This window comes from Pseudomonas sp. TE3911, from assembly GCF_054062775.1.
On the sequence record NZ_JBSSFP010000001.1, the window covers coordinates 4,086,273 to 4,112,012 of the forward strand.

At 60.9% G+C, this 25,740-nt stretch carries 25 protein-coding genes and 1 pseudogene; 4 read left to right on the top strand and 22 right to left on the bottom strand.

Annotated features, from left to right (window positions below; genetic code table 11):
• Position 1: 1 nt before the first annotated feature.
• Positions 2-622, top strand: coding sequence for an energy transducer TonB (locus tag ACVWXD_RS18530; RefSeq protein WP_122680270.1), 621 nt, complete (start codon positions 2-4; stop codon positions 620-622).
• Between the two features lie 3 nt (positions 623-625).
• On the opposite strand, the gene ACVWXD_RS18535 is transcribed toward ACVWXD_RS18530, so the two are convergent.
• The 7 genes from ACVWXD_RS18535 to ppc form a co-directional block, all read right to left on the bottom strand.
• Positions 626-1,324: an extensin-like domain-containing protein gene (locus ACVWXD_RS18535; RefSeq protein WP_181642738.1), complete on the bottom strand. Its 699-nt coding sequence runs from the start codon at positions 1,322-1,324 to the stop codon at positions 626-628.
• 3 nt (positions 1,325-1,327) lie between these two features.
• Positions 1,328-2,155 (bottom strand): isocitrate lyase/PEP mutase family protein, encoded by an 828-nt coding sequence (locus ACVWXD_RS18540; protein WP_032891704.1) that lies wholly within the window; start codon positions 2,153-2,155, stop codon positions 1,328-1,330.
• Positions 2,156-2,182: 27 nt separating this feature from the next.
• Positions 2,183-3,043: a DUF72 domain-containing protein gene (locus ACVWXD_RS18545; RefSeq protein ID WP_095183992.1), complete on the bottom strand. Its 861-nt coding sequence runs from the start codon at positions 3,041-3,043 to the stop codon at positions 2,183-2,185.
• Positions 3,043-3,333, bottom strand: a complete 291-nt coding sequence (locus tag ACVWXD_RS18550; protein WP_095183991.1) for a hypothetical protein — start codon at positions 3,331-3,333, stop codon at positions 3,043-3,045. Before ACVWXD_RS18550 ends, ACVWXD_RS18545 begins: the two co-directional genes overlap by 1 nt.
• Before the next feature lie 160 nt (positions 3,334-3,493).
• The gene (gene tsaB / locus ACVWXD_RS18555; protein WP_032891708.1) at positions 3,494-4,180 is read right to left on the bottom strand and encodes a tRNA (adenosine(37)-N6)-threonylcarbamoyltransferase complex dimerization subunit type 1 TsaB; all 687 of its coding nucleotides are present in this window, start codon (positions 4,178-4,180) and stop codon (positions 3,494-3,496) included.
• Between the two features lie 90 nt (positions 4,181-4,270).
• The gene (adk, locus tag ACVWXD_RS18560; protein ID WP_003172225.1) at positions 4,271-4,918 is read right to left on the bottom strand and encodes an adenylate kinase; all 648 of its coding nucleotides are present in this window, start codon (positions 4,916-4,918) and stop codon (positions 4,271-4,273) included.
• Between the two features lie 296 nt (positions 4,919-5,214).
• Entirely contained in the window at positions 5,215-7,842 is a 2,628-nt protein-coding gene (gene ppc, locus ACVWXD_RS18565; protein ID WP_032891709.1) for a phosphoenolpyruvate carboxylase, read from the bottom strand.
• A gap of 183 nt (positions 7,843-8,025) precedes the next feature.
• Here ppc and ACVWXD_RS18570 point away from each other — a divergent pair, with 183 nt between their 5' ends.
• The 3 genes from ACVWXD_RS18570 to ACVWXD_RS18580 all read left to right on the top strand — a co-directional run bounded on the left by ACVWXD_RS18570 (position 8,026) and on the right by ACVWXD_RS18580 (position 9,910).
• Positions 8,026-8,370, top strand: a complete 345-nt coding sequence (locus tag ACVWXD_RS18570) for a hypothetical protein (protein WP_032891710.1) — start codon at positions 8,026-8,028, stop codon at positions 8,368-8,370.
• Between the two features lie 273 nt (positions 8,371-8,643).
• Positions 8,644-9,069 carry a DUF4398 domain-containing protein gene (locus tag ACVWXD_RS18575; protein WP_032891711.1) on the top strand — a complete coding sequence of 142 codons (426 nt, stop codon included), beginning with the start codon at positions 8,644-8,646 and terminating at the stop codon, positions 9,067-9,069.
• Positions 9,070-9,124: 55 nt separating this feature from the next.
• Positions 9,125-9,910 carry an OmpA family protein gene (locus ACVWXD_RS18580; RefSeq protein WP_032891712.1) on the top strand — a complete coding sequence of 262 codons (786 nt, stop codon included), beginning with the start codon at positions 9,125-9,127 and terminating at the stop codon, positions 9,908-9,910.
• Positions 9,911-9,939: 29 nt separating this feature from the next.
• Here the strand turns inward: ACVWXD_RS18580 and ACVWXD_RS18585 are convergent, their stop codons facing one another.
• The 15 genes and pseudogenes from ACVWXD_RS18585 to ACVWXD_RS18655 form a co-directional block, all read right to left on the bottom strand.
• Positions 9,940-10,146, bottom strand: a complete 207-nt coding sequence (locus tag ACVWXD_RS18585) for a hypothetical protein (protein ID WP_032891713.1) — start codon at positions 10,144-10,146, stop codon at positions 9,940-9,942.
• Between the two features lie 142 nt (positions 10,147-10,288).
• A complete protein-coding gene (locus ACVWXD_RS18590) occupies positions 10,289-10,615 on the bottom strand; it encodes a hypothetical protein (protein WP_003172217.1) in 327 nt (108 codons plus the stop codon).
• A gap of 14 nt (positions 10,616-10,629) precedes the next feature.
• Positions 10,630-11,517, bottom strand: coding sequence for an alpha/beta hydrolase (locus tag ACVWXD_RS18595; protein ID WP_095183989.1), 888 nt, complete (start codon positions 11,515-11,517; stop codon positions 10,630-10,632).
• A 95-nt stretch (positions 11,518-11,612) separates the two neighbouring features.
• Positions 11,613-12,890, bottom strand: coding sequence for a flavohemoglobin expression-modulating QEGLA motif protein (locus tag ACVWXD_RS18600; protein ID WP_032891715.1), 1,278 nt, complete (start codon positions 12,888-12,890; stop codon positions 11,613-11,615).
• Positions 12,891-12,912: 22 nt separating this feature from the next.
• Positions 12,913-13,461, bottom strand: a complete 549-nt coding sequence (locus ACVWXD_RS18605) for a hypothetical protein (protein WP_099601258.1) — start codon at positions 13,459-13,461, stop codon at positions 12,913-12,915.
• A gap of 16 nt (positions 13,462-13,477) precedes the next feature.
• Positions 13,478-14,194 carry a TetR/AcrR family transcriptional regulator gene (locus ACVWXD_RS18610; RefSeq protein ID WP_032891717.1) on the bottom strand — a complete coding sequence of 239 codons (717 nt, stop codon included), beginning with the start codon at positions 14,192-14,194 and terminating at the stop codon, positions 13,478-13,480.
• A gap of 106 nt (positions 14,195-14,300) precedes the next feature.
• Positions 14,301-15,803 (bottom strand): lysine--tRNA ligase, encoded by a 1,503-nt coding sequence (lysS, locus tag ACVWXD_RS18615; RefSeq protein ID WP_032891718.1) that lies wholly within the window; start codon positions 15,801-15,803, stop codon positions 14,301-14,303.
• 79 nt (positions 15,804-15,882) lie between these two features.
• Positions 15,883-16,978 (bottom strand): peptide chain release factor 2 gene (gene prfB, locus ACVWXD_RS18620; protein ID WP_099601257.1). Its coding sequence is split into 2 segments (ribosomal slippage): positions 15,883-16,905 and positions 16,907-16,978, totalling 1,095 coding nucleotides; the frame shifts between segments, so codons are not numbered across the junction.
• 206 nt (positions 16,979-17,184) lie between these two features.
• Positions 17,185-18,186 carry a diguanylate cyclase gene (locus tag ACVWXD_RS18625; RefSeq protein ID WP_032891719.1) on the bottom strand — a complete coding sequence of 334 codons (1,002 nt, stop codon included), beginning with the start codon at positions 18,184-18,186 and terminating at the stop codon, positions 17,185-17,187.
• A 51-nt stretch (positions 18,187-18,237) separates the two neighbouring features.
• Complete coding sequence (gene cheB, locus ACVWXD_RS18630; RefSeq protein ID WP_181642742.1) at positions 18,238-19,248, bottom strand: chemotaxis response regulator protein-glutamate methylesterase; 1,011 nt, start codon at positions 19,246-19,248, stop codon at positions 18,238-18,240.
• Positions 19,245-21,527, bottom strand: a complete 2,283-nt coding sequence (locus tag ACVWXD_RS18635) for a hybrid sensor histidine kinase/response regulator (protein ID WP_122680275.1) — start codon at positions 21,525-21,527, stop codon at positions 19,245-19,247. Before ACVWXD_RS18635 ends, cheB begins: the two co-directional genes overlap by 4 nt.
• A pseudogene (locus ACVWXD_RS18640) lies at positions 21,524-22,226 on the bottom strand (chemotaxis protein CheW). The gene ACVWXD_RS18635 and the pseudogene ACVWXD_RS18640 overlap by 4 nt, the downstream one beginning before the upstream one ends.
• The gene (locus ACVWXD_RS18645) at positions 22,223-23,479 is read right to left on the bottom strand and encodes a CheR family methyltransferase (protein ID WP_032891723.1); all 1,257 of its coding nucleotides are present in this window, start codon (positions 23,477-23,479) and stop codon (positions 22,223-22,225) included. Before ACVWXD_RS18645 ends, ACVWXD_RS18640 begins: the two are co-directional and overlap by 4 nt.
• Positions 23,476-23,988, bottom strand: coding sequence for a chemotaxis protein CheW (locus tag ACVWXD_RS18650; RefSeq protein WP_032891724.1), 513 nt, complete (start codon positions 23,986-23,988; stop codon positions 23,476-23,478). The genes ACVWXD_RS18645 and ACVWXD_RS18650 overlap by 4 nt, the downstream gene beginning before the upstream one ends.
• Positions 23,988-25,610 (bottom strand): methyl-accepting chemotaxis protein, encoded by a 1,623-nt coding sequence (locus ACVWXD_RS18655; protein WP_032891725.1) that lies wholly within the window; start codon positions 25,608-25,610, stop codon positions 23,988-23,990. The genes ACVWXD_RS18650 and ACVWXD_RS18655 overlap by 1 nt, the downstream gene beginning before the upstream one ends.
• Positions 25,611-25,740 lie beyond the last annotated feature (130 nt).

Genomic DNA, 25,740 nt, shown 5'->3' on the forward strand with positions numbered 1-25,740 from the left:
AATGTCAGACATTCTCCCCCTAACCATCGGTGTACTGCCGACCCATAACCACTACGGCCTGCGCAATACTCAAGCGCTGGCCGGGGTGAGTCATGTGTGGCAAGACTTCTTCGCCCGAGCGCTGGCCGAGCAGCTCGGCGATACGCCGGGCGCGCTGGCCGCCCAGGCGCCGGCGCCGGTGGACCCTGCGGTAGAACCCCACGAAGGCGCCGACCTGCTGTCGCAGATCCTCACGCAGCGTGAGTGCGACGTGAAGGACACTGAAATCGCTCCGCCTGAGCCACTTTTCCTGCCGATCGCCGAATTCGAAACCGAATTGCTGCCTCCGGCTGCAACTCCGTTCCCGGACGAAGAAATCGTCGCCCAGCAGCGCCAACAGAACTTCGAAAGCAGTTGGGTACGCCCCATCGTCCTCACCGCAGGCCAACCGCTGCCTGAGCCTAGCCCCGCGCCGCAACCTCGCCCTCTGCACCTGCCGATCGCGGAGTTCGAACTGGACTTGCTGCCGCCGCCCGCCACGCCGTACCCGATCGAAGAGCTGGTGGCCCAACAAAAGGCCTTGGACTTCGACTACCACTGGGCACGCCCACTGATCGCCAACAACCTGCGCCTGGCGGCCTGAGCCTTAGCGACACACCCACCAACGCCCCATGTCCAGATGGAAATGGTTGCGGTGCGCGGCGTTGTAATCCGGGCTCAACACCACGTTGAAATCATCACAGGCACCATCGCGCACCTGACGTAAAAACCGTGCGCTGGCGCCCTCCCCCGGCCAATCCTTGAGCACGCTGATACTGCGTCCATCCGCCAGCCGAAACCCGGCGATATCCAGGGCATTGGCCGAAGCATGCTGGCTGAGCCGCCCCTCGGCCCGACCATAGATATTGCGGCAGGCAAAGCTGCCCAGGTGATCGACCCGCGTGACCGCCTGGCCGAACACCGCCTGCGCCGCCGGTTGCAGGCTGTGGCGCTCAAACAGTGCGAACGCCACCGCCAACGGGCAACTGGCGAGAAAGCTGCTGCTTAATGCCACTTCTGCGCCCTGCACGCGCAAGGTATTGCGCAAAGGGCAGGCGGCGTCTGCGGGCGTGTCCGCCTGATGACTGACACGCAGACCGGACGTTTTCAGCACCTCATCGCACAACGCCGGATCCTCCTGCAGGCGACCCAGTTTGTAGCGGGTCAACAGGTTCGGACTGGCACGCACGTCCAGCGGTGCCCACGGGTTCCACTCAGCGGGCAGCGGCACCCAGCCTCGCCATACGCCCACGGCAACAGCACCGCCGAGCAGCAGCAACGCGCCCAATATTTTGAAAAAACGCACCGCTTAGCCCTTGAAGAACTGATTGGCCGTGCTGAAGGGCATCGAGCGTTCAGTAAAGCTGAACGTGCCCAGTTCATAGACTTCCTGGGCCGCCCGGTAGAATTCACCATAAGCCGCCAGCGCCATGGCCGATCCCACGCTGATGCGCTTCACTCCCATCGCGCTCAATTGCGCCACGCTGAGTTTCAGCCCACCGGACATCAATACATTCACAGGCTTTGGCGCCACGGCCTTGACCACCGCCAACACCTCATCGGCGCTGCGCAAGGCCGGCGCATACAGCACGTCGGCACCCGCTTCGGCGTAGGCCTGCAGACGGCGAATGGTGTCAGGTAAATCCAGGCGACCATGCAGGAGGTTTTCCGCACGGGCCGTCAGGGTGAAGGGGAATGGCAGACTGCGAGCGGCGGCGACGGCGGCTTCCACACGTTCCACTGAGAGGTCAAAGGGGTAGATCGGGTCGGCGCTGATACCTGTGGCATCTTCGATGGAGCCGCCGACAATGCCGCTGGCAGCAGCGCGCAGGATGGTTTGGGCACAGCCTTCGGGGGTATCACTGAAGCCGTTTTCCAGGTCGGCTGCCACCGGCAGTGCGGTGGCCTTGGCGATCATGGCGGCATTGAGCAAGGTGTCTTCCAGGGACAACGCCCCTTCCGCATCCGGGCGCCCCAGGCTGAACGCGTAACCCGCACTGGTCGTGGCGAGAGCTTCAAAGCCGAGGCTGGCGAGCATTACTGCGGAGCCTGCGTCCCAAGGATTGGGCATCACGAAGGCGCGGTCGCGCTCATGCAAGGCCTTGAAGGTTTCGGCGCGTCGGGTTTGGGCATCCATGACTGAATCCTGGCGAAAAAAGGAGCCTTAGAGTAACCCCAGTTGTTCGACTTCGGGTTGCCGATCCAATGTCGGCAACGCGGGCAGGCCAGGCAGACGCGCCATCAGCTGGGCGTGGAAGCGCAGTGCCAGTTGCGCGGCGAGCCGGTTATCCGAGGTGTGCAGGAACACATAGGGCGTGCGGCCCTCTTCGATCCATCCGGCAATTTTCTCCACCCATGGGATCAGGAACGGGTCGTTAGCCTCAAGCTCGGGATGGCCAATAAATCGCACTTGGGGAAACTGGGTCAGCGCGGCCGGGCGTGTGGGCACCTTGGGCTTTTTTGATTGGGCATGCAGCACCGCTGCCGATGTGGACGTGCAACTGAACAATGCGCGCGGGTCGAGGCAGATACGTTCGACGCCACGGTCGCGCAGCAGACGGTTGAGCATGCGCTCGGCATCGCCCTTGGCGAAGAACTCCGGGTGGCGCACTTCCACTGCCAGCGGGCGCTCCAGGCCATCAATAAAACCGGCCAGTTCCGCCAGGCGCTGCGGCGAGAAACTCGCCGACAGTTGCAGCCACAACGGCGAAACCCGCTCACCGAGCGGGCTCATCAAACTGACAAAGCTTTCTGCCGCTGGCAATTGCTCACGCAAGTCGCCGCCATGGCTGATATCACCTGGAAACTTGGCTGTGAAACGAAAATCGTCGGGCATGATGTCGGCCCAGCGCTGCACGGTCGCCGCCGAAGGGCGGGCGTAGAACGTGGTATTGCCTTCAACCGCATTAAAGACTTGGGAATAGAGGGCAAGGTAGTCGCTGGAGCGTGCATCGGCGGGATACAGGTACTCGCGCCAGGCGTTTTCGCTCCAGGACGGGCAACCGAGGTAGTAAGGCAGGCGCATCAGATGTGGATGTCGAGGCCCAACACTTCCATATCCCATTCGACAAAGCCGGCGGTGGTCAGGTAGCTGGCCAGGGCAGTGGCAACGCTTTTGCTCATCGAGCGCGGGAAAACCATGTCTTGTTGACGGGCGGGAAGACCGCTGATTCGTGCTTGAGCGTTGGACTGCGCATCGGGCTGGACTTCGATGAAGTCCGGTGAGTCTTCGACGGACTCGTCTACCGTGACGTTCGCCTTACGTGGCTTACGTTTGATTGGGTAGGACTGTGAGGAAAAGCCGTCTATACGCATCGATGCGAACTCGGTATCGGTGATGGCATTTTAGTGGCGCAATCCGTAGCGCGCAAATGCTCTGGTGATAACTAGAACACATAATTTGAAAAAGGTTTAAAACCCGTGGCAAATTCTGACGATTGGCGACTTTTGCCTCACATTGCCATCATTTTTGGCGTCAAATAATCCCGCGTTCGGCTTTGGTTTGAGCCACTTTATCGCGTAGATAAACCGGCGCAGCCTGATCCGCAGGAATCGCCTCGCCACGCTCAAACGCGAAGCGCGCCAGGGTCAGCAGATCTTCCGCGTGAGGCAACATGGCGGCGTCCTGGCCAACCCGTTGAACGCCGATACGCTCGCCGTAGCCCCAGCCAGTGCCAGCACCAAACCAGTCGCCGCTAGCATCGTCCGGCAATACGGACGATTCCGGTGACTGCACAGCTTCCACGCCCACCAGACGCATCTCGCCAGCGGTTTCGCGGTAGCACCCCCAATAGACCTCATCCATCCGCGCATCAATGGCAGCTGCGACTTGCGAAGCGCCATGCTCACGCAATGCGCGTTGGGCCAGCACCGCAAGGTTGGAGACCGGTAATACCGGGCGCTCCAGGGCAAATGCCAGGCCCTGGACTACGCCAATGGCGATCCGCACACCGGTAAACGCCCCCGGACCACGGCCAAAAGCGATGGCATCGACAGCAGCCAGGGTGGTGCCCGCCTCTTCCAGCAGTTGCTTGATCATCGGCAACAGCTTCTGCGCGTGCAGGCGCGGGATCACCTCGTAGTGGCTCGTAACGATGCCATCGTGCAGCAAGGCAACGGAGCAAGCTTCAGTCGCGGTGTCCAGGGCCAGCAGGGTGCTCATCGGTGTGGGTGTCCAAATCGAAAAAAAGTGCGCCAGTATAAACAACAACGGCCCGCAAGCGGGCCGTTGTTGAGCGAGCCGATCGTAGGATCAGCTCAGTGCTTGCAGCACCTTGGCAGTGATGGCTTCTACCGAGCCAACGCCAGGGATGTGGCTGTACTTCGGCTTGCCCTGGGCAGCGGACAGCTTCTGGTAGAAATCTACCAATGGCTTGGTCTGCGAGTGGTAGACCGACAGGCGATGACGCACGGTTTCTTCAGTGTCGTCTTTACGCTGCACCAGGTCTTCACCGGTGACATCGTCCTTGCCTTCAACCTTCGGCGGGTTGTAGACGACGTGGTACACGCGGCCCGAGCCCTCGTGAACGCGACGACCGGCAATGCGCTGGACGATTTCTTCGTCTTCAACGGCGATCTCGACCACAGCATCCAGCTCAACGCCGGCCTTCACCAGGGCTTCAGCCTGGGGAATGGTGCGTGGGAAGCCGTCGAACAGGAAACCGTTCTTGCAGTCTTCCTGGCTGATGCGTTCCTTGACCAGGTTGATGATCAGGTCATCGGAGACCAGGCCGCCGCTGTCCATCACGCTCTTGGCGATCAGGCCCAGCTCGGTGCCAGCCTTGACGGCCGCACGCAGCATGTCGCCGGTGGAGATTTGTGGAATGCCGAATTTTTCAGTGATGAACTTTGCCTGAGTACCTTTACCGGCCCCGGGAGCTCCCAGCAGAATGACGCGCATCGATGTGCTCCTCAATTTTTTATATAGAGATGACGCTCGGATTCACCGCGTGGGGGCAAATCTCGTAGAAGTATGGCTCGTAAAAATAGGATTCCGGCCGCCCAAACGGCCAAAGGCTGATCAAGATACACAGCAGGCCTTAACCACACAAGCCGCCAAAAGTCGCAGGAACCGCGCCCGGCATGCGCCATAGGTAGGGTGTGCCTGAGTGCAACCCGACGCTATAAACGCCGACCGCCCTTTTCCGGACGGTCGTCGTGGTTTATCTGCAAGCCCTTGAGAACACGCAAAAAACCTCAGCCGGTGTTGCGCAACCCGGCGGCAATACCGGCCACGGACACCAGCAGCGCCTGTTCCAGAGGGCTGTCCTGCGCCGCTTCCTGCTGGCGCGAACGTGCCAGCAACTCAGCCTGCAACAAGTGCAAGGGATCAAGGTAGGTGTTGCGCAGGCGAATGAACTCCAGGGTGTCAGGGCTGTGGGCCAGCAGTTGCGACTGGCCAGTCAGGCCAAGCACCACGTCACACGCCTGCGACAATAGGTCGCGTAAGTGCACACCCAATGGCAACAGATCCGGCTGCACCAGGCGCTCGTCATAGAGACGCGCGATATCGGCATCCGCCTTGGCCAGGACCATTTCCAGCATATCGATACGGGTACGGAAGAACGGCCACTGCTCACGCATCTGCCCCAGCAGTTCACCTTCGCCGCGTTCTAACGCCTTGCTCAACGCCGCTTCCCAGCCCAGCCAGGCAGGCAGCATCAGCCGAGTCTGTGTCCACCCGAAGATCCACGGGATGGCGCGCAGACTTTCTATACCACCAGCACGGCGCTTGGCTGGACGACTGCCCAACGGCAAACGGCCGAGCTCCTGCTCGGGGGTGGACTGGCGAAAATATTCAACGAACTGCGGATTTTCCCGCACCACCGCACGGTAGGCGCTGACACCATCGGCGGCCAATTCGTCCATCAAGTGGCGCCAGGCTGGCTCGGGTGGAGGCGGTGGCAGCAGCGTCGCTTCCAAAACGGCGGCCAGGTAAAGATTGAGGTTCTGCTCGGCGATATCCGGCAGGCCGAACTTGAAGCGGATCATCTCGCCCTGCTCAGTGGTACGGAAACGCCCTGCCACCGAGCCCGGCGGCTGCGACAGGATCGCGGCGTGTGCCGGGCCGCCGCCACGGCCGACGGTGCCACCGCGACCATGGAACAACAGCAGTTCCACCTGTTGCTCGCGGCAGATATCCACCAACCGTTCCTGCGCGCGGTATTGCGCCCACGCAGCAGCGGTGGTGCCGGCGTCCTTGGCTGAGTCGGAGTAGCCGATCATCACTTCCTGCGGGCCCTGCAAACGCGCACGGTAGCCCGGCAGCAGCAACAGCTGTTCGATCACGGGACCGGCGTTATCCAGGTCGGCCAGGGTTTCGAACAGCGGCACCACGCGCATCGGCCGTTGTACGCCCGACTCTTTAAGCAGCAATTGCACGGCGAGCACATCCGACGCGGCGCCGGCCATGGAGATGACATAAGAACCCAACGAGGCAGCCGGCGCGGCAGCCACTTCCTTACAGGTGTTGAGTACTTCGGCTGTGTCCGCCGACGGTTTGAAATAGCCCGGCAGCAGCGGTCGCCGGTTGGCCAATTCCTTCATCAGGAAGCTGATGCGTGCGTCTTCGTCCCACTCGTCGTAACGACCGAGGCCCAGGTAATCGGTGATTTCGGTCATGGCCGCCGAATGGCGACTGGAATCCTGGCGCACATCCAGCCGCACCAGAAACAGGCCAAAGGTCACAGCACGGCGTAAGCAATCAAGCAACGGACCGTCGGCGATCACACCCATACCGCACTCATGCAGCGACTGGTAGCACAGCTCCAGCGGTTCCAGCAGGTCGCGGTTGTTCTGCAACACCTCGGCCGGTGCCGGCGTGCTGCTGCTCAATGCGGTGTGCGCCCATTGGCGTGTGGCTCGCAGACGTTCGCGCAGTTGCTTGAGCACGGCGCGGTAGGGCTCGACGCTGTCGCCAACCTTGGCCTGCAACGCCGGGCTGGCCTTTTGCATCGACAGTTCGGACGCCAAGTGGTCGATATCGCGCAGGTATAAGTCAGCGGCCATCCACCGTGCGAGCAGCAACACTTCACGGGTGACCGGCGCGGTCACATTCGGGTTGCCGTCGCGGTCGCCGCCCATCCACGACGCAAAACGAATCGGCGCGGCTTCCAAAGGCAGACGCAGGCCAGTGGCGGCATGCAGGGCCTGGTCAGCCTTGCGCAAATAATTGGGGATGGCGTGCCACAGCGAATGCTCAATCACCGCAAAGCCCCATTTGGCTTCGTCCACCGGAGTGGGTCGGGTGCGGCGGATTTCTTCGGTGTGCCAGGCTTCGGCGATCAACCGTTGCAGGCGTTGGCGGATCTGTTCGCGCTCAGCCGTGGTGAGGTCGCGGTGATCTTGCAGCGCCAGTTGCGCGGCGATGGCATCGTATTTCTGGATCAGGGTGCGGCGCGCCACTTCGGTGGGGTGGGCGGTGAGGACCAACTCGATCTCCAGGCGCCCCAACTGGCGGGCCAGGGATTCATTGCTATGGCCTTCGCTTTGCAAACGCGCCAGCAATTCAGGCAACACACGGGATTCGAACGGTGCCGGCTGCGACTCGTCACGCCGGTGAATCAACTGGTACTGCTCGGCGATATTGGCGAGGTTCAAGAACTGGTTGAACGCCCGGGCCACGGGCAGCAGCTCGTCCTCCTGCAACTGGTTGAGGCTGGTGCTCAGCTCATCACCGGCACCCCGGCGGTCAGCCTTGGCGCCTTTGCGGATCTGCTCGATCTTGTCGAGAAAATCATCGCCATACTGCTCTCGAATGGTGTTGCCCAGCAGTTCACCCAGCAGGTGAACATCCTCACGCAAGCGTGCATCGATATCACTCATCAGCCAATCTCCAGCCAGAAATCCGGGACGCGCAGGCCTGCCAGAGTGCCGTCAGCATCGTTTTATGACAAGACTTTAAACCTTGCGGCTTGCAGCTAGTCTCAACTGTGAGCCGCCGCATTATCCACGCGAGCGACTGGTCACTCATCACCGCCTGCCATCGCGGGCTTTATTGAGGTTGCCATGAAAATTCGAGAACTGGCCCAGCATTGGGAAGAGAACGCTAAGGGTCGTTTGACCAAGACCGAGTACGCCATCCATCTTGATGTAGAGGCCGCCGCACGGTTGGCGGCCATCGCCGAGATGTACCCCAAGCGCAGTACCGAAGAACTGCTCGGTGAGCTGATCGGCGCGGCCCTTGAAGAGCTGGAAGCCAGCTTCCCCTACATCAAAGGGCAACACGTCATCGCCACCGATGAAGAGGGCGATCCGCTTTATGAAGACGTCGGCCCTACGCCGCGTTTTCTCACGTTGTCGCGGCGCTATCTGCATGACTTGTCGACCAGCGTCGACGAATCCAAGCACTAACCCCCGTCTATCTACCCCTTGTATTCCGGGCCTCCAAGAGGCCCGGCGTACTTCTGCGCGCAGCAAAAGTTCCATTTTTTTACGCTGACCGTTCAGTCAGTTATTTTTTTAGGCAAATCGCCATCTTCTCTGAACTATTCAAAAAAGCCTCCGGTCACAGCCAGTAAGCCATCACTTGGAACAGCCGTTTGAATAGGTGCCCCGCGCTTAACCGCCAGGCCCACAACCGCTGACCACCTGCGATGGATTTTGAAGTTTTTCAGGAGTTATCCAATGGAGTTGAAGACGATGAAGACCAGCACTGCCAAATCCTCGTTTAACCACCTGCGCGGGCTTAAATTGGCCGCGCTGGCAATCGGCACCAGCTTCGTTCTGGCGGGCTGCGCCGGCAACCCTCCGACTGAGCAATACGCAGTAACCCAGTCCGCGGTGAACAGCGCTGTCAGCGCCGGCGGCACCGAGTACGCGGCCGTAGAAATGAAGTCGGCCCAGGACAAGCTCAAGCAAGCCGAAATCGCCATGCATGACAAGAACTACGACGAAGCCCGTCGCCTGTCCGAGCAAGCCGAGTGGGACGCTCGCGTTGCAGAGCGCAAAGCCCAGGCCGCCAAAGCCGACCAGGCTGTGAAGGACTCCCAGAAAGCTGTTCAGGAGCTGCGTCAGGAAGGCATGCGCCCGGCTGCTATCCAGCAGAAATAAGCTGCTGCCCCTGATTGCATTGCACCCGATATCGAATTGAAAGGACGACATGACTATGCGTAAACAATTGATGATCCCTGCCCTGCTGGCGATGAGCGTTGCACTGGCGGCTTGCTCCACCCCGCCAAACGCGAACCTGGAAAATGCACGGACCAACTTCTCGGCCCTGCAGGCCAACCCGAACGCCACCAAAGTAGCGGCTCTGGAAACCAAGGACGCTCAGGACTGGCTGGACAAGGCTGACAAAGCCTATCGCGACAAGGAAGACCAGAAGAAAGTCGACCAACTGGCCTACCTGACCAATCAGCGCGTTGAAGTGGCTAAAGACACCATCGCGCTGCGCGAGTCCGAGGCCAAGCTGAAAAATGCTGGTGACGAACGCGCCCGCGCCCTGCTCGACGCTCGTGACGCTCAGATCAAGCAACTGCAAGACAGCCTGAACGCTAAGCAAACCGATCGCGGCACCCTGGTGACCTTTGGTGACGTGCTGTTTGCTACCAACAAGGCCGATCTGAAATCCAGCGGCCTGGTAAACATCAACAAGCTGGCGCAGTTCCTCCAGGAAAACCCGGATCGCCAAGTGATCATTGAGGGTTACACCGACAGCACCGGCGCCGACGCCTACAACCAGAGCCTCTCGGAGCGCCGTGCCGCTTCGGTTCAGGTTGCGCTGATCAAGATGGGCGTTGATCCACGCCGCATCGTGACCACCGGCTACGGCAAGGAATACCCGGTTGCCGATAATGGCAGCGTGTCGGGCCGTGCCATGAACCGTCGTGTTGAAGTGACCATCTCTAACGATAACCAACCAGTGAAGCCACGCTCTTCCGTCGCTAACTGATTGATTAACGCTGGATAAGAAAACCCACCTTACGGTGGGTTTTTTTTGGGCTCATCGAACTGGACCGTTCGATGCGTATCCTCAGCGGGCAGCTCTATCTTCGCGCCATAAGTATTGTGTGACAGCTTGTCCATCATTTGCTGGAGTTCATGGTCCTGAGCATCCAGCCGTTGCAACGACTCATGCCCCCTCGCCATGTCCAGCATGTTGCGTATTGCAGCAATAGTGATCGCCACGTTTTCGGCCCCGATCTGTGTAAGTCATACCGCATTCAGTGGTTGCTGGCGCGATACGGTTCCAGATATTTCAGTTAAGTACGGGGGCTGCAGCTGCACGATCTACGGGGGCGAGTCGTAAATCGTGAGGTTTTAAGAGGGCTTACTGCTGCAGTTGTGGCGTTTCCTGCCCCATACAACGTACTGCCTGTTTCTTGTTGTTTACCAGCACGCCACTGAGGCCTTTCTGCTCGGTGTCGAACATCACCAGCACGCCATCGACGCACTGCGCCACCTGGGCCGCCGGGGTCAAAGAAATTTTGTAGTCCTCGCCAGGCACGGTTTTGAGCATGGTGAAGTCACTGAGCAACAACGCATCTTCCGGCTTGGCGAAGTGCAGGTAGCCGTAGTACCACAGGCAGCCGACGGTGCCGATGATGGTGCCGATGCCGGTGAGAATCAGCGGGATCATGTTGCGTTCTTCGCTCATTGCGGGCTCTCTGATCAGTCAACTTTAGGAATGGGGTAGTTCGGAATTTCGCCCAGGCGGCGTAGGCCGTTGAAGTGCTGCGGGTCATCCAGGTAGCGCAGCATCACGGTTTGCCAGGTCTTGTCGGCAAAGGTCTGCACATGACCGCCCCGGGTCAATTGCAACACCCTGGGCGGTGGCGCCGCCTGGTACAGACGGATGCCATTGGAAAGCGGCACGATCGGGTCATCCAGGCTGTGGAACAGCAGTTTCGGCACGCCGGTCAGCCGAGGCATGGCGTTGATCGCACTGTCGGCGTCGGGGACCAGCCAGGACAAGGGCACTTGAAACGGCCATGTTAGCCAGGAGGTGCTGAGGGCGAATTGTCCTACGTCACGATAACTGGCTGGCACACCATCCAGTACCAGCGCCTTAAGCCTGGCCTGACGCTCCGGATGCTCTGCCAGGTAATGCACGGCCAGCGCACCGCCAAGGCTCTGGCCGAGAACAATCAGCGGCTGGCCCTGGGTTTCGGGGGCTTTGTCGATCCAACTGAACGCTGCATCCACATCCTGATAGATCGCCGGCAAGGACGGTTTGCCTTCGGACAACCCGTATCCGCGATAGTCCACCAGCAGCACCTGATAGCCCTGCTCCGGCAACCACCAACTGCCACCCAGGTGCCAGGCCAGATTGCCGCCGTTGCCGTGCAAGTGCAGCACCGTGCCTTTGACGGGCACGCCAGCCTTGGCCGGCAGCCACCACGCGTGCAGCTTCACGCCGTCGGCGGTGGTGAGGGTGACGTCGCGGTATTGCAAGTGCGCTTTTTCGGGCGTGAACGGCAGGCCGGGTTCGGGGTAGAACAGCAGGGAGCTGCAACCGTTCAATGTGAGTAGCAGGCATAGAATGCCGAGGATTCTCATCCGTTGAAGCCTCGTGATTAAGATGAAATTGACCGTCTGTTGAAGATTCAATGTGGGAGGTGATTTGCGCCCTCCCACATTTAGACCCGATTTCTTCAGAGGATATTGGAGTAATCCGCCTCGATCCGATCCAGGCTCAAGTGGTTGAGGAAGTTGGAGAAGCACATCCACGCCGCCAATGCGTTCATGTCGCGGAACTGTTCAGGCAGGTACTTGGGCGGCACCACCAGGCCTTCGTCCACCAGTTGGCGCAGGGTACGCATGTCTTCCAGAGTGGTCTTGCCGCAGAACAGCAAAGGCACCTGTTCCAGCTTGCCTTTGCGCACGGCCAACTGGATGTAGTTGTAGACCATGATGAAGCCCTTGAGGTAGGACAAATCCTTGGTAAACGGCAGTCCATTGGGCACCGAGCCACGGAATACGCGACTGGCGTTGCCATAGCTTTCAGCGATTTCAAAGCCTTGCTCGCGGAAGAATTCGAACACCTGCAGGAAATCGGCGCCCTCCTCCACCATGTGAATAGCGCGCGTGCGGTTGGTGAGCTTGCGCAGGCGACTCGGGTAGGAGGCGAAGGTGATGATCTCCATCAGAATCGCCAAGCCCTCCTGGGTCACCGTGGAAGACGGCGGGCCTTTGGACAGGAAAGTGCAGATCGGCTGGTTCTGGCCGTTGAGGGTAGTGCCGACGTGCACCAGGCCTTCATGGACTTCCAGGGCGCGCACGTCGCGATTGTTGAACATCGCATCGGCGCGGATCTTGATGTAGTCGGCCCCCGCCGCTGCATCCGCAACGATGCCGTCGGACTCGAACACGCGAATGGTTTCTTCCGCCTCGCCGAACACCTTGTTCAGGCGGGTTTGCAGCAGGGCGACGGCGTCCTTGGCGGTGAGGGTCTTGGCTTCGTCCTTGAGGTCGCCACGGCCGTCGATGTTATTCAGGTAGTCGGAGAGCATCAGGCCCAGGTCGGCCAGGGTTGGGTCGCCGGCGTGGAACGCATCGGAGGCGGCGCCGTACAGCTCTTGGGAAATCAGGCCGAAGTCCTCGGTGCCGCGCGCTTCGAGCATCCGCACCACCATGCGGTACTCGCGGCACATGCGACGCATGATCTGCCCCACCGGGCTGAACTGGCCGAGGCGACGGGTGATGTCACGCTCGATATTCTGGAATTCCAGCTTCACCGCACTGGAGTCAAACGACAGCGGCCGGTTCAGGTAATAGTCGCGGTCTACGGCAGGCATTGCCTTGCCCTTGGCCTTGAGGAATCCCTGGCGAATAGTGTCGTCCCATTTGACGGCGTCGAGGACGCGAATCGGTGTCTGTGCCAGCACAATGCGATCGGACAAGGTGCGTATCGTCTGCTGGTAATCGTCCACCGGGTGCTTCCTTCTTTAAACGTTATTTGCCCGCACGCTGATAGCGCGCGGCTTCAACGAACACATCGGCATTGGCCGGGTCATCCAGGTAGGCGAATACCCGGTCCATGGGGCTGTCCACCAACACCCCGTCGCCTTCGACGGTTTCTACGGTGCCTCCATCCAATGCCTGTTGGCCGATGGCTTGGCGGATCTGCTCCAGATCCAGGTTGTAGACCACCAATTCGTGCTTTTCGTCGAATTCGAAGCCGGCCAGGATAAAATTCCCACCGAACTTTGTAGGCAACGGCGCCGACAGGTACCACCGATTGCCATGGCGCGACACAGTAAACAGGTACTCATCGCGCTGGCCCGGCGCCGCTTTAGGGTAGCTCACGGCTTTGTAGCGGTGCTCACCGGCGCGAGTGATGTGTAAGCTGAGCGGCTCACCCCAGGCATTCTTGCTGGACCAGTGGCCCAGCAACTCATTCGGCGCCGCTTCACGGCTTGCCAGCGGCTCCTTGAAGGTCACCAAACAACCGCTGAGCAGCAGGAACGACAAGGCGATTAGCGCGATACGCCAGGTTTTCATCAGACACCCTCCGGTGTCAGACCGAGGCCAACACCAAATGCATGTAACGCTTGAGGATCTCAAGCATCTCTTCACCGGTCAGAGGCTCTGCGCCGCCCAACAGGCCCTGATATTCCATCCGACTGATAATCGCCGTCAACACCTTGGCGTCTTGCTGCGGCTCGCGGGAGCCCAACACTTGGAAAAACTGCCCGGTGCCCTGCAATAAAATCTGCTGATGGGAGCGCACCAGTTCGGCCAGGCGCGGGTTCAATAGCGCTTCCTGACGAAACGCCTGTTCGGCCATGAGGTGTTCGCGACGGTTGGTCAGTTGGCGCAGCACATAGTCGGCGGTCAGTCGCGCGATGTCATCGGCCAATTGCGAACGTGACTCCGGACTGCCATCGCCGTAGGCAACCATCTCGCGCAACAGGCCTTCGTTACGTACCCACAGCTTGCCCATGAAGGCAGCGCTGCGTTCGACGTACTGAGCGAAGGTGTCGGTCAGCAGGTCATCGATGTCTTTGAAGTAGTAGGTGGTCGCCGACAACGGCACGCCCGCTTCGGCCGCCACCGCCCGGTGGCGCACGGCTCGTACGCCCTCACGCACCACAATACGCATGGCCGCATCGAGAATGTCTTGCCGCCGTTGCTCGCTGCCCCGACGACTGGCCTTACGGCCCTGGTACTGGACGCTTTCAGCCACGGCAGCGGCAATGCCGGCGGCGCCTTCTTGTGCGATTACGCGGTTCACGACACACATCCTTGAATAGATCAAAACCTGGCGCTGTTTGCTTGACGCTTAAAAACGCCCCATAAAAAAGCCGCCTTATAAAAGGCGGCTTCGGATTTCGCTAGGGTTACGCTTGCGGCCGCATGTGCGGGAACAAGATCACATCGCGGATCGACGGCGAGTTGGTCAACAACATCACCAGTCGGTCGATGCCGATACCTTCACCGGCGGTTGGCGGCATACCGTATTCCAGGGCGCGTACGAAGTCTGCGTCGTAGTGCATGGCTTCGTCGTCACCGGCGTCCTTATCGGCCACCTGAGCCATGAAGCGCTCGGCCTGGTCTTCCGCGTCATTCAACTCGGAGTAGGCGTTGGCGATTTCGCGGCCACCAATGAACAGCTCGAAACGGTCAGTGACGTTCGGGTTGTCATCGTTGCGACGGGCCAGCGGCGAGACTTCGAACGGGTACTGGGTAATGAAGTGCGGCTGTTCCAGCTTGTGCTCGACCAGCTCTTCGAAAATCATCACCTGCAATTTGCCCAGGCCTTCGAAGCCCAGCACCTTGGCGCCGGCTTTCTTGGCGATGGCGCGGGCTTTGTCGATGTCGTTGAGGTCGTCAGCGGTCAGCTCGGGGTTGTACTTGAGGATCGAGTCGAACACCGACAGGCGCACGAACGGCTCGCCGAAGTGGAACACCTTGTCGCCGTACGGCACGTCGGTGCTGCCCAGGACCAGCTGTGCCAGTTCGCGGAACAGTTCTTCGGTCAGGTCCATGTTGTCTTCGTAGTCGGCGTAGGCCTGGTAGAACTCCAACATGGTGAATTCTGGGTTGTGACGGGTCGAGACACCTTCGTTACGGAAGTTGCGGTTGATCTCGAAGACCTTTTCAAAACCACCCACCACCAGACGCTTCAGGTACAGCTCCGGCGCGATACGCAGGAACATTTCCAGGTCCAGGGCGTTGTGGTGGGTTTCGAATGGCTTGGCTGCGGCACCACCGGGGATGGTTTGCAGCATCGGGGTTTCGACTTCGAGGAAGTCACGCGCCATCAGGAAGCTGCGGATGTGGGCGATGACTTGCGAACGCACGCGGAAGGTCTGGCGCACGTCTTCGTTGACGATCAGGTCAACGTAGCGCTGGCGGTAGCGCTGCTCGGTGTCGGTCAGGCCGTGGTGCTTGTCCGGTAGCGGGCGCAGGGACTTGGTCAGCAGGCGCACGCTGGTCATCTCGACGTACAGGTCGCCCTTGCCGGAACGGGCCAGGGTGCCTTCGGCGGCAATGATGTCGCCCATGTCCCAGGTTTTCACCGAGGCCAGGGTTTCTTCAGGCAAGGTCTTGCGGTTGACGTAGACCTGGATGCGACCGGTCATGTCCTGGATCACCATGAACGAGCCACGGTTGAGCATGATGCGACCTGCCACTTTGACCGGGATCGCAGCCTCTGCCAGCTCTTCCTTGGTCTTGTCCGCGTACTGTTTCTGCAAGGCATCGCAGTAGTTTTCGCGGCGGAAGTCATTGGGGAAGGCATTGCCCTTCGCGCGCTCGGCAGCAAGCTTTTCCTTGCGCAGGGCGATCAGGGAGTTTTCTTCCTGTTGCAGGGCTTGCGGGTCGAGTTGTTGGTCGCTCATGTCTTTAAAATTTCCATCAGGTTCGTTGTCCCCGGCCTGCGGCCGGGGATCGCCGGCAAGCCGGCTCCTACAATCTTTATTACAAGCCGGACTTCAGGCTGGCTTCCAGGTATTCGTCGATATCGCCGTCGAGCACCTTGTCGCAGTCGCTGCGTTCGATGTTAGTGCGCAGATCCTTGATCCGCGACGCATCGAGCACATACGAACGGATCTGGTGACCCCAGCCGATATCCGACTTGGTGTCTTCCAGCGCCTGGGAAGCGGCGTTGCGCTTCTGCATTTCCTGCTCGTACAACTTGGCCCGCAGCATTTTCATGGCGGTGTCCTTGTTGGCGTGCTGGGAACGTTCGTTCTGGCAGCTGACCACGGTGTTGGTCGGTACGTGAGTAATACGTACGGCCGAGTCGGTGGTGTTTACGTGCTGACCACCGGCACCGGAGGAACGGTAGGTGTCGATACGCAGGTCGGCCGGGTTGATCTCGATTTCCACCTTGTCGTCGATCTCTGGCGAGACGAACACCGCAGAGAACGAAGTGTGGCGACGGTTGCCGGAGTCGAACGGGCTCTTGCGCACCAGGCGGTGCACGCCGATTTCGGTACGCAGCCAACCAAAGGCGTATTCACCCTTGATGTGCACGGTCGCGCCCTTGATGCCAGCCACTTCACCGGCCGACAGCTCCATGATGGTAGCGTCGAAGCCGCGTTTGTCGGCCCAGCGCAGGTACATGCGCAGCAGGATGTTCGCCCAGTCCTGGGCTTCGGTGCCGCCGGAACCGGCCTGGATGTCCAGGTAGGCGTTGTTCGGGTCCATTTCATGGCTGAACATGCGGCGGAATTCGAGCTTAGCGAGGTTTTCCTCTAGACGGGCCAGCTCGGCGATGACATCGCCCACTGCGCCTTCGTCGTTTTCTTCGACGGCCATGTCCAGCAGGTCACGGCAATCGGCCAGACCGGTGTTCAGTTCGTCGAGGGTGTCGACGATCTGCGCCAGCGCAGCGCGCTCGCGGCCCAACTCTTGGGCGTATTCAGGTTTGTTCCAGACACTCGGATCTTCAAGCTCACGATTGACTTCGGTCAGACGCTCATGCTTTTGATCGTAGTCAAAGATACCCCCGAATAGTTTCGGAGCGCTCGGACAGGTCCTTGATGGTGTTCAGGATCGGGTTGATTTCCATGGCGGGCAGCACTCGTTGGCGAACTTTTGAAAGCCGGCGAGTATAACGGCAAACGGGGGGGAGCGGCAGCCCGCCTGGCGAAAAGGCAGACTACGCTGGGTTAAATGTGAGAGGGGGCCTGCTCCCGATGGCGGTGTATCAGGTGACTGACCCTCCGCTATCGGGGGCAAGCCCCCTCCCACATGTTGATCGGTTGCGGCCTCGATTCACTCGATGCCGACCTGATTACGCCCATTGTGCTTGGCCGTATACAAGCCCTTGTCCGCCGCCAATATCAGCTGCCGACAATCCGTACCCTGCTGCGGAGTGGTGGTCGACAGGCCGATGCTGATCGTCAGGCTGGAGCCTTCTGCCGGAGCGATATGCGGGATTTTCAACGCCGCGACGGCCATGCGCAGCTTTTCGGCCACCAGTCGCGCGCCTCCCGGTGAGGTGTTCGGCAGCACCAACGCAAACTCTTCACCACCGTAGCGCGCCGGCAGGTCCGAAGGGCGACTGCTGGCATCGCGGATGGTGGCGGCAACTTTGCGCAGGGCTTCGTCGCCTTCGACGTGACCGAAGCTGTCGTTATAGGTCTTGAAGAAGTCCACGTCGATCATCAGCAGCGACAGTTGGGTCTGGTCGCGCATGGCGCGGCGCCACTCCAGTTCCAGGTATTCGTCGAAGTGACGGCGGTTGGACAGCCCGGTAAGGCCATCGGAGTTCATCAGGCGTTGCAGCACCAGGTTGGTGTCCAGCAACTGTTGCTGGCTGACCCGCAGCGCGCGGTAAGCCGCATCGCGCTGCAGCAGCGTCATGTAGGAACGCGAGTGATAGCGGATGCGTGCCACCAGTTCGATGTTGTCCGGCAGCTTGACCAGGTAGTCGTTGGCCCCCGCCGAGAACGCCGCGCTCTTGATCAGCGGGTCTTCCTTGGTGGATAGCACGATGATCGGGATGTTCTGCGTGGCCGGATGATTGCGGTAATCGCGCACCAGAGTCAGGCCATCGAGGCCGGGCATCACCAAGTCCTGCAGGATCACCGTCGGCTTGATGCGGATAGCCTGGGCAATCGCCTGGTGCGGATCGGCGCAGAAGTGGAAATCGATGTTTTCTTCATGGGCCAGGCCGCGTCGGACCGCTTCGCCGATCATGGCCTGGTCGTCGACCAGCAACACCATGGCGGCATTTTCGTCGGTCTTGATGTCGTCGATCTGTAAATCATTCATCTTCAGTCACCTGAATTACTACCTGCAAGCCAGCATCGCGCAAGGTCATGTTCATTGTGCAAAGACCTCCAGTAATCGGGGCGCAATTCTGTCCAGAGGGCGAATTTCAACAGCGGCATCAATCGCCGCCGCCGCTTTGGGCATGCCATACACCGCCGAGCTCTGCTGATCCTGGGCGATGGTCAAATAACCTTGTTCACGCAATAACTTAAGGCCCTGCGCCCCGTCACGACCCATGCCGGTCAGCAGTACGCCGACGGCGTCACCATTCCAGTGGCTGGCCACGCTTTCGAAGAACACGTCGATCGAAGGCCGGTAAATCTCGTTCACCGGCTCTGCGGTATAGGCTAGCGTGCCGTTCTTCAATAGACGAATGTGGTGATTGGTACCGGCCAGCAAGACCACACCGCTTTGCGGCGGTTCGCCTTCGCGGGCCAGGCGCACCGGCAGCCCGGAAGCACTGCTGAGCCATTCGGCCATGCCGGCGGCAAAGACCTGGTCCACATGCTGCACCAGCACGATGGCGGCGGGAAAGTCACGGGGTAAACCCTTGAGCAGGATTTCCAGGGCAGCCGGGCCACCCGCTGAAGAGCCGATAGCCACCAAACTCTGGCGTTTGCCGGAGGTGCGCGCTGACGTGGTTTCGGTGCGCACGCGGCTGCCGCGCTGGCCGATCAGCCAGCCGATGTTGAGGATTTTGCGCAGCAGCGGTGCCGCCGCATCCTTTGGATTGCCTACGCCGAGTGCGGGCGTGTCTACCACATCCAGGGCGCCGTGGCCCATGGCTTCGAACACCCGGCTCATATTGGCCTGGCGGTCGACGGTCACCAACAGGATCGCGCACGGGGTCTCGGCCATGATCTGCCGCGTGGCCTCCACGCCGTCCATCACCGGCATGATCAGATCCATCAGGATCAGGTCAGGCGTCAACTCAGCGCAGCGCTGCACTGCCTCCAGACCATTGCCGGCCACCCACACCACCTCGTGCGAGGGCTCGAAACTCAAGGCGCGGCGCAAGGCCTCCACGGCCAGGGGCATGTCGTTGACGATCGCAACCCTCATGACCGCGCGCCCCCAATCAGCTCCACGACGGCGTCCAGCAACGCGTCGTCGTGGAAGCTGGCCTTGGCCAAGTAATAATCGGCGCCGGCATCCAACCCACGGCGACGGTCCTCTTCACGGTCTTTGTACGACACCACCATCACCGGCAACGATTGCAGGCGAGTATCACGGCGCAAGAGTGTGACCAATTCAATACCGTCCATGCGAGGCATATCAATGTCAGTGATCAGCAGGTCGAAGTCTTCGGAACGTAAGGCGTTCCAGCCGTCCATACCGTCGACCGCAACGGCCACTTCGTACCCGCGATTAAGCAGCAATTTACGTTGCAACTCACGCACGGTGAGCGAGTCATCCACGACCAGTACGCGTTTGCGCGGCGCCTCGGTGACCTGCTGGCTGCGCCGGGCGATGCGTTCCAGGCGCCCGGTGTTGAGCAGCTTGTCCACCGAACGCAGCATGTCTTCCACATCGACGATCAACACCACCGAGCCGTCATCCAGCAAGGCGCCGGCGGAAATATCCTGGACCTTGCCCAGGCGGTCATCCAGCGGCAACACCACCAGGGTTCGCTCGCCGATGAAACGTTCTACGGCGATACCGTACACCGCATCGCGCTCGCGGATCACCACCACCTTCAAGGTCTCGTCATTGGTCTGCCCCGGCGGGCGCTGTAACAGCTGGCTGGCGGCGACCAGGCCAACATGCCTGCCCTCGTGCCAGAAATGCTGGCGGCCTTCGAGTTGCACAATGTCGTCGGGGGCCAGGTCACACATACGTTCTATATGCGCCAGCGGGAACGCATAGGCTTCTTCGCCAACTTCCACCACCAGGCTGCGCACCACCGAAAGGGTCAGCGGCACCTCCAGGTGAAAACGACTGCCCTGCCCCGCCGTCTGCTCCAGCACCACCGCGCCGCGCAACTGGCGGACCATATGCTGCACCGCATCCAGTCCGACGCCGCGCCCGGACACCTCGGTAACCTTGTCGCGCAGGCTGAAACCCGGCAGGAACAGGAACGTCAGCAGTTCCTCTTCGCTCAGGTTCAGCACGGTCTCCAGGGTCGACAGATGCCGGTCGACAATGGTCCCGCGCAGGCGCTCCAGGTCAACGCCGTTGCCGTCGTCGCTCAGTTCCAGCACCAGTAGACCGGCCTGATGGGAGGCGCGCAGGCGGATCAAGCCTTCGGCGGGTTTGCCGGCCAGCAGGCGCTGGTCGGGCATTTCGATGCCGTGGTCGACGGCATTGCGCAATAGATGGGTGAGTGGCGCTTCGAGCTTTTCCAGCACGTCACGGTCGACCTGGGTCTTTTCGCCCTCGATCTCCAGGCGCACCTGCTTGCCGAGGCTACGGCCGAGGTCGCGCACCATACGCACCTGCCCGGCCAGCACATCGGCAAACGGACGCATGCGACAGGCCAGCGCAGTGTCGTAGAGCACCTGAGCGCGCTGCCCGGCCTGCCAGCCGAACTCATCCAGCTCGGCAGTTTTTTCCGCCAGTAAGGCCTGCGCCTCGCTCAGCAGGCGACGGGTATCAGCCAGGGCTTCCTGGGCTTCGAGGTTCAGATCCAGAGTCTTGAGATGACCGTCCAGTGTGTCCAGGGCGCGCACGCTATTGCTTTGAATACGTTTGAGGCGCTGCATGCTGGCCAGATAGGGCTTGAGCCGCTGGGTTTCCACCAGGGATTTGCTCGACAGATCCAGCAGACTGTTCAAGCGCTCGGCGGTCACGCGCAACACGCGCTCGCCGCCTTCGGTCATGCGCTTGCCCTGACGCGGCGGATCGCTGGCAACAGGGGGAGCGGGCTCGGGCTCCGGCGGCAATTCTTCGATGACCGGCGCGGGTGCAGGCTGGGACACGACAGGCGGTGGCGCAGCTTTGGCGGTGGGCTGCGACGGATCCAACAGGCGCTCCATCAACGCCACATAAGCGTCGATGTCCGCTGGCCCCACGGTGTTTCCCGGGGTGGCGATGCGCATCAGCAGGTCGGTGCCTTGCAGCAAGGCGTCAATGTGTTCGGGTTGCAGGTACAGGCGACTTTCCTGGGCGCTGACCAGGCAATCCTCCATGACGTGGGACACGCTGACACCCGCATCCACCCCCACGATCCGCGCCGCGCCCTTGAGCGAATGGGCCGCGCGCATGCAGGCTTCAAGCTGATCGGCCTGGGTCGGGTTACGCTCCAGGGCCAGCAGGCCCGCGCTCAGTACCTGGGTCTGTGCATCGGCTTCCAGGCTGAACAGTTCCAGCAGCGAGGCGTCGCGCATCTGGTCGGGGGTCATGTGAGGCTCCGGGTCACGGCGGACAACAATTGCGCCTCATCCAGCCAACGCAGGCTGCGGCCCTTCCATTGCAACACGCCCTGAGTAAAGCGTGCGCTGGCCTGGGAGCCAGGCGCCGACGCAGCGTTCAAGGTGCGCTCATCGATGGCATGGATGCCGTCCACTTCGTCCACCGGTACCACCACTTGGGCCATCCTGCGCGGCGATGATCAACATACGCGGCATGATCCGCCCGCCACTGGCGCCGTGACCGGTGTTGTCCAGGCCGAGCAGCTCCACCAGAGACAGGCACGCCACCAGCGCCCCCCGCACGTTCGCCACGCCGAGCAAAGCGCGGGAACGCTGGTGCGGCAGCGAGTGAATCGGTTGCAACGGAGCCACCTCCACCAGGCAGCGGGTGGCGATACCCAACCACTCTTCACCGAGACGGAACATCAGCAACGAGCGGGTGACGATCTCTTCGTCGACTTCAACTGCAGCGGCCGGACGATGGTCGTCCTGCTGCAGGGCGTAGCGATCCAGCAGGCGCGTGGCGGCCGCTGAGTACACCGCACAGTTGCGGCAGTGGATATGGTCCACCAGCAGCGGGCAGGACTTGTCGCCGTGGATACCGATCCGGTTCCAGCAGTCGTCGATGGCCTGGGTGTCGGCCATAGTCAGGTCCAGGCCGGCGGTGTCGAGCGCGTCGGGGCTACTCATCGTTTGGACTCACTGTCTGCTCGCTCGCTACGGGCGGCCCGCGCTTGCAAACGGCGCGCCCCCGCGCTGTCGCCCTGGGATTCGAGCAACGCGGCCAGGTGAATCAAGGCCTGCGGGTGCTGAGGTTCCAGGTACAAGGCTTTCCGATAAAACCCCTGAGCCTCCAGGGCGCTGCCGGCCACATCGCTGAGCAGCCCCAGCCAGTAGAACACTTGGGCGGCTGGCGGGTGGCTGTTCAAATACTGCTCGCAGGCGACACGGGCCTCGGCACTCTTGCCTTCGTTGGCCAAGGTGGCGATACGGCTGAGCAAGGTACCCGCGTCGGAAGGCGGCGGTGGCTTGATCGGCACCACCTGGGCGCTCGCGGTACTGAACGGCCTTGGCTTGACAGGGATGGGCGCCGCGCTGCGCTGAGGGCTCGGTATCGGCACGAATACCGGCGCCGGCAGGTTAGGTTCGGCGTGCCGACTGAAGGCGAAAGACTGCGGCACCCCGATCGAACGCATGCCATGCCGGCCCAGCAGGCTGCCCTCGGCCGGGCCGATAAACAGAACGCCGTCTACGTGGGTCAGGCCCTTGAGCACATCGAACACTTGCTTCTGCGTCGGCTGGTCGAAATAGATCAAAAGGTTGCGGCAAAACACGAAATCGTAGCTCGCCTCGTTCGCCAGCAGCGTCGGGTCCAGTAAGTTGCCGACTTGCAGACGCACTTGTTCGCGCACGCGGTCGGCGATGTGGAACCCGTCGCTGTGTTCAGTGAAGTGGCGATCGCGAAAGGCAATATCGCTACCGCGGAACGAGTTTTTGCCATACACCCCGCGCCGCGCACGCTCCACCGACAGCGGGCTGACGTCCAGGCCCAGCACCTTGAACTGATGCGGCGCCAGGCCGGCATCGAGCAGGGCCATGGCAATCGAATAGGGTTCTTCACCGGTGGAGCACGGCAGGCTGAGGATGCGCAGTGCGCGCATCTGCTTGATCTCGGCCAGGCGTGCAATCGCCAACCGAGCCAGGGTCGCAAAGGATTCGGGGTAACGGAAAAACCACGTCTCGGGAACGATCACCGCTTCGATCAGTGCTTGCTGCTCGTCGTGGGAGCTTTGCAGGCGCTGCCAGTATTCGCCTGGCGTCTGCGCCTGCACGGCCTGGCTGCGCTGGCGCACGGCGCGCTCGATAATCGCCTCGCCGACCGACGCGACGTCCAGGCCGATACGTTCCTTGAGGAAGGCAAAGAAGCGCGGGTCGTTGCTCATACGCTCAGCTCGGCAGAAAACAACAGGGCGCGCACGTCATCGGTGAGCACGTCATTCACGCCGATCCATTGCATCAGGCCCAACGCATCCTCACGCACCGGCCCCAAATAGCGCGCCTGGGGGTTCTCCAGGCCATAGGGCTGAAATTCCGCAGGATCGCAACGCAGGGTATCGGTGGCCTGCTCAAGGATCAGCCCCAACCGGCGAGACTCGACCCAGGGTTGCGGCTGGTAATTGACCAACACCAACCGCGTGCTGGTACGCGCCTGGGCCGCCGTACCGAAGGTCAGCGCACTCAGGTCGATGACCGGCACCAACGCTCCGCGATGAGCAAAGATACCCGCCACCCAAGAGGGCGCATGGGCAATGGGTTTGAGCGGCAGGCGCGGCAGCACCTCAGCCACTTCGGTGGCCTTAAGGGCATAACGTTCACTGCCGATGTGAAACACCAGGAACAACGCCTTTTTCGCTGCCGGGACGGCGCCGCGTTTAGCCGCGAGGTCGCTCATCAGACTTTGAAACGCGACACGCCGCTGCGCAGACCCACCGCAACCTGGCTCAGTTCATCAATGGCAAAGCTGGCTTGGCGCAGGGATTCGACGGTCTGGCTGCTGGCATCACCCAACTGCACCAGCGCGTGGTTGATCTGCTCGGCGCCGGTGGCCTGGGCCTGCATGCCCTCGTTGACCATCAACACCCGCGGCGCCAGGGCCTGTACCTGATGGATGATCTGCGACAGTTGCTCGCCCACTTGCTGCACTTCGAACATGCCGCGGCGCACTTCTTCGGAGAACTTGTCCATGCCCATCACTCCTGCGGAAACCGCCGACTGAATCTCACGCACCATCTGCTCGATGTCGTAAGTGGCCACGGCGGTCTGATCGGCGAGACGACGCACTTCGGTGGCGACCACGGCAAACCCGCGGCCGTATTCACCGGCTTTTTCCGCTTCGATGGCGGCGTTCAGGGACAACAGGTTGGTCTGGTCGGCGACTTTGACGATGGTCACCACCACCTGGTTGATGTTGCCGGCCTTCTCATTGAGGATCGCCAGCTTGGCATTCACCAAGTCGGCGGCCCCCATCACCGAGTGCATCGTCTCTTCCATGCGCGCCAAACCCTGCTGGCCGGAACCGGCGGCCACCGAAGCCTGGTCGGCAGCGGTGGAGACTTCGGTCATGGTGCGCACCAGATCCTTGGAAGTGGCGGCGATTTCCCGCGAAGTGGCGCCGATCTCGGTGGTGGTCGCGGCAGTTTCGGTGGCGGTGGCCTGCTGCTGCTTGGAGGTCGCCGCAATCTCCGTCACTGAGGTGGTGACCTGAACCGAAGAGCGTTGCGCCTGGGAAACCAGAGCGGTGAGCTCGGTCATCATGTCGTTGAAGCCGGTTTCTACCGCGTTGAATTCGTCCTTGCGCTCCAGATTCAGGCGCTTGCTCAGGTCGCCAGTGCGCATGGTGTCGAGGATTTCGACGATGCGCTGCATCGGCGCCATGATCGCGCGCATCAGCAGCAGGCCGCACAGGCCGGCGGCGAGGATGGCGATGATCAGCGACACGCCCATGCTGATCTTGGCCGACAGAACGGCATCGTCAATCGCCGCGGTGGCGCGATCAGAGACGTTTTTGTTCTCCGTAATAATGTCATTGAGCTTCATGCGACCTTCGATCCAGATCGGCGTCAGTTGCTCTTCAAGCAACTCGCGTGCAGCGGGCAAGTCGTTGTTCTGGACGCGGTCCAGCAACTGCTCAAGGACCTTGTTGTAATTGATGTGTGCGGCTTTGAAGTTATCGAACTCCATGCGATCAGCCTGGCTGCGCACGGTTTTTTCGTAATTGGCCATCTGTTGCTCAATACGCGCTTCGAAGGCCTTGTAGTCGGCCTTGTCGGTATTGGTGAAGGTTTTATCCTCACGCAGACCAATGATGTCGATGGTCTGAAGGTAACTGTCGACCCACGCGCTGCGGATCATAGAACTGAGATAAACCCCCGGTACCGCATCGTCGCGGACGGCTTCCTGACTGGTTTCGATCTTCAGCAACCGTGAGTAGGAGACCACAACCATTAACAGCATGATGGCGATAATGACCGCAAAACTTGCCAGGATGCGTTGGCGCAAGGTCCAGTTCTTCACAGTAATTCCTCGAAGGGCCATTCAAATGGAGGGGAGTATAGCTGAGCAGAAGGCCTCATTAATCAATGGGTTTTGATGCAGCGCTCATGGAATGCAAAAACACCCTGGGGCATTCAGCCAGCCAGGGTGC